Annotated in this window: 5 protein-coding genes; all 5 read left to right on the forward strand. The window is 69.8% G+C overall.

Annotated elements, in window-relative coordinates; translation table 11 throughout:
* Positions 1-129 precede the first annotated feature (129 nt).
* The 5 genes from ACFWW9_RS25535 (at position 130) to ACFWW9_RS25555 (ending at position 3,860) form a co-directional block, all read left to right on the forward strand.
* Positions 130-1,401, forward strand: coding sequence for an ABC transporter permease subunit (locus ACFWW9_RS25535; protein WP_390382839.1), 1,272 nt, complete (start codon positions 130-132; stop codon positions 1,399-1,401).
* Complete coding sequence (locus ACFWW9_RS25540) at positions 1,398-2,312, forward strand: carbohydrate ABC transporter permease (RefSeq protein WP_390382842.1); 915 nt, start codon at positions 1,398-1,400, stop codon at positions 2,310-2,312. Before ACFWW9_RS25535 ends, ACFWW9_RS25540 begins: the two co-directional genes overlap by 4 nt.
* A gap of 563 nt (positions 2,313-2,875) precedes the next feature.
* Positions 2,876-3,163: a hypothetical protein gene (locus tag ACFWW9_RS25545; protein WP_390382845.1), complete on the forward strand. Its 288-nt coding sequence runs from the start codon at positions 2,876-2,878 to the stop codon at positions 3,161-3,163.
* Between the two features lie 5 nt (positions 3,164-3,168).
* On the forward strand, positions 3,169-3,606 hold the full coding sequence (locus ACFWW9_RS25550) for a hypothetical protein (RefSeq protein ID WP_390382848.1): 438 nt from the start codon (positions 3,169-3,171) through the stop codon (positions 3,604-3,606).
* On the forward strand, positions 3,603-3,860 hold the full coding sequence (locus ACFWW9_RS25555; RefSeq protein ID WP_390382851.1) for a hypothetical protein: 258 nt from the start codon (positions 3,603-3,605) through the stop codon (positions 3,858-3,860). The genes ACFWW9_RS25550 and ACFWW9_RS25555 overlap by 4 nt, the downstream gene beginning before the upstream one ends.
* Positions 3,861-3,935 lie beyond the last annotated feature (75 nt).

Genomic DNA, 3,935 nt, shown 5'->3' on the forward strand with positions numbered 1-3,935 from the left:
GCTTCAACCCCCCCACCATCATTGGGTGGGGTCGCCACCGCCTCTGTGCGCTCCCCCGCGGCCCCGCCCCGGGGGGCGCCCCCCCCCGGCGGGCGGGCCCCCAAGCAGGTCGTCGTCGACGACCCCTCGATGGGGCGCTCACCCAAGCTCGCGGCGGTGTTCCTGCTGCCCGCCGCGCTCGTGCTGGCCGCGCTGGTGCTCTACCCGCTGGTGTACTCGGTCATCCGCAGCTTCTTCGACCGCTCGGGCGACGAGTTCGTCGGACTGGGCAACTACATCAACACGTTCACCGACGACCGCACGCTGACCGCGTTCAAGAACAACGTGATCTGGGTCGTCGTCGCGCCCGCCGCCGTCACGGGACTCGGCCTGATCCTGGCCGTGCTCACCGAGCGGATCAAGTGGGCGACCGCGTTCCGGCTCGTGCTGTTCATGCCGATGGCGATCTCGCTGTTCGCCTCCGGCATCATCTTCCGGCTGGTGTACGAGGAGGACCCGAACCAGGGCGTGGTCAACGCGGCCGTGGTCGGCGTGCACGACCTGTTCTCCCCGTCGTCGGCCTACCCCGGCGCGCGGCCCCGTGACGGCGCGCCGTTCGTGGCGACGCCCGAGGGCTACACGAGCCGCGAGTCGTTCGAGTCCGGCACGGCCGTCGCGGTGCCGCTGGTGGGCTTCCCGCCCGCGCAGGTGCCGCCGCAGGCGACCTCGGCCACCGCGCCCGCCGCGGGCATGACCGAGCTGCGCGGCGTCGTGTGGCTGGACGTCTCCGTGGGCGGTCGGGCGAGCCAGCTCGACGGCACGGAGAAGGGCATGCCGCGCATCGCCCTCGAAGCCGTCAAGGACGGCCAGGTCGTGGGACGCACGACGTCCGGCGACGACGGCCGGTTCACGTTCCCCGGCCTGCCGCCGGGCTCCTACCAGCTGCGGCTGCCCGCCGTGAACTTCGAGCTGCCGTTCCGCGGCCTCACCTGGCTCGGCCCGTCGCTGATCACCCCGGTGATCATCTCGTCGTGGATCTGGATCATGACGGGCTTCGCGATCACGTTCATCGCCGCGGGCCTGTCCGCGATCCCGCGCGACGCGCTGGAGGCCGCGCGCGTCGACGGCGCCACCGAGATGCAGGTGTTCCGCCGGGTCACCGTCCCGCTGCTGGCGCCGGTGCTGCTGGTGGTGTTCGTGACGCTGGTGATCAACGTGCTGAAGATCTTCGAGCTGGTGTTCGTCATCGCGCCGGGCTCGGTGCAGGAGGAGGCGAACGTGCTGGCGTTGCAGATGTGGCAGGTGTCCTTCGGCACCGGCGGCGACCAGGGCGTCGGCAGCGCGCTGGCCGTGATGCTGTTCCTCCTCGTGGCCCCGGCCATGGTCTTCAACATCCGCCGATTCCGCCGGGAGCAGTCATGACCACCGCGACCGCACCGGAGAAGGTGCGCCTCGTCGAGGTGACGGTGTCCGGCGCCCCGCGCCGCGGCTTCGTGTCACGGGTCGTCGGCAAGCTCGGCGACGGCACGATCCAGGTGATCCTGGCGCTCGTCGCGCTGTTCTGGCTGATGCCGGTGTTCGGGTTGCTGGTCTCGTCGCTGAGGGACGAGACCGACAACAACGCGGGCGGCTGGTGGACGATCTTCACCAAGCCCGCGCAGCTCACCCTGGAGAACTACCAGGGCCTGCTGGGCAACGAGACCGTGCTCAAGTCGTTCCTCAACACCATCTACATCACGGTGCCGTCGACGGTCCTGGTCGTGGTGATCTCGGCGCTGGCGGCGTACGCGCTGTCGTGGATCGAGTTCCCCGGCCGGGCCTGGGTGACGACGATCGTGGTCGGCCTGCTGGTGATGCCGGTCCAGGTCGCGCTGATCCCCGTGGCGAAGCTGTTCGGAGCCGTGGGGTTGTTCGGCACGATCACCGGCGTGGTGCTGTTCCACGTGGCGTTCGGCCTGCCGTTCGCGATCTTCCTGCTGCGGAACTTCTTCACCGGCATTCCCCGCGACCTGATCGAGGCCGCGCGGATGGACGGCGCGAAGGAATGGCTGATCTTCGCGAAGGTGGTGCTGCCCATCGGCAAGCCCGCCATCGCGTCACTGGCCATCTTCGAGTTCCTGTGGGTGTGGAACGACCTGCTGGTGGCGCTGGTGTTCGCCGACCAGGACTCCGCACCGATCACGGTGGCGCTGCGCGGACAGCTGAGGCAGTTCGGGACGAACATCGACCTGCTGTCGTCCGGCGCGTTCCTGTCGATGATCGTGCCGTTGGCCGTGTTCATGGCGTTCCAGCGCTACTTCGTGCAGGGCGTGCTGGCGGGCTCCACGAAGTAGAGACCAACGGCGTCCGCCACCTCCCCCCGCGGCGGACGCTCGTCCCAGGCCCGAGCCGGGCCGCGTCGTCACACCCCCGAAGCGACGCGGTTCGGCTCGGGCCTCTTCGTTGCCGAGGTTTGGGTTTTTCTCCCGGCGGCTGCCATTTCCAGCGTGCTGTGTCCGATTTGACTTGGGGCCCCTAGATTTGTCCCTTTGTCGGGCCAAAACGGCAGGTTCAGAAGCCGCAGCCCGACAAATTTTAAGGGACAAATCCCCCAAGTAAAATCGGACACGACCAAAACACTCGGCCCCACCCAGGCAGTCGTACGGCAGTTGTGCCCCGCCTGGGTGGTCAGGCCTGCCCTGACTCGAGCGGGGCCGTTGGATCGCCCCAATACCCGCCCCCGTTACACCGTTCCCCATTTACCGGAACAACGACCACCCGAACGGTGCAACTTGTGCCGGCTGTGTCAACGGTCGGTAACGCATAGCCAACACGGCTCGATGAACGGTCCGCCCACACACACTCAGCACGAGGAGTACGGCAGCGGATGGCCGAATTCGGGGTCGGAGAAGAGCGCGTGGACGTCATTCGGAATTCCGATGGGCGGCGGATCGATCCTGATGTTCCCGCGCAGCTGGACGCCTTGCGTTCGCTCGTCGACCGGGCCGTGCAGTCGCGGGACCTCGACCGGGAGGTCGGGGTTCGGCTCGCGGCGACCATAGACGCCGCGAACAGCGAGGCGCACGCGCCGGAGCCCAGGGTCGAGCGGATCATCGCCGAGCTCGGTGAGGCGGAGCGGATCGCCGCCAGCGCGCCCACCGTCGTGACAGCCATCGACGGCGTCCTCATGACGTTGACCGGCTGAGCGGCGTGGACGACTTCATCGAGCGCGTGGACATCCGCGACCGGGTCGCCGTCGGGCGGGCCGCGTTGGCGGCGTTCGACTACGCGCAGGCGGCCGACTGCCTCGGCGACGCGGTGCGCGACGACCCGCACGACCCGGACCTGCGCTACCTGCTGGCGTTGGCGCTGCTGGGTGGCACGCGGCCGCGGCTGCACCGGTCCGAGTGGATCAAGGAGATCGGGGTGCACCTGCGGCACGCGGCCGAACTGCCGCGGGCGCGGGTGCTCAGCGCGCTCGTCGCGGAGGACCACGGGCTGCACTGGCTGCCGAGCGACGCGCTGCCGGAGCGGTTGGCGGCGCTCATCGCGCAGGTGAGTCCGAGCCAGGCCGACGAGATCGTGCTGCACGTCCCCGCGCCGGAGAGCGGCGTGTGGCGGGCCGTGCGGGCGCGGTGCCAACGGTGAAGGGGAAGAGCTTGAGCGTGGCGCAGTTCCTGCTGGCACAGCTCAGCGGGGTGATGCTGGTCCTGGCGGGCGCGGTGGTGTTCTGGCGCGGCAAGGCGCGCACCGAGCCGCCGAAGCCGGTCGTGGCCGAGGAACCGCCCGCCCCGGAGCCCAGGGTGTGGACGAAGGCCTGCACGAGTCCCCGGTCCGGCGGGCAGCGGCACCGCCGGGTCGTCACGAGGAAGCCGCCCTCCAGAGCCCCACACCGGAGTTGACGGTGGTCGGCCTCCCCGTGGAGGCCGGCCCCCCGGGGGGGGATGGGGGGTTATAGATGTTGACCCACGCCCGGC

The organism is Umezawaea sp. NPDC059074 (assembly GCF_042738955.1).
GTDB lineage: Bacteria > Actinomycetota > Actinomycetes > Mycobacteriales > Pseudonocardiaceae > Umezawaea.

Excerpts from the sequence above, each read along its gene's own strand:
- ACFWW9_RS25535 (WP_390382839.1), top strand. The coding sequence starts at position 130 with ATGGGGCGCTCACCCAAGCTCGCGGCGGTGTTCCTGCTGCCCGCCGCG.
- ACFWW9_RS25540 (WP_390382842.1), top strand. The coding sequence starts at position 1,398 with ATGACCACCGCGACCGCACCGGAGAAGGTGCGCCTCGTCGAGGTGACG.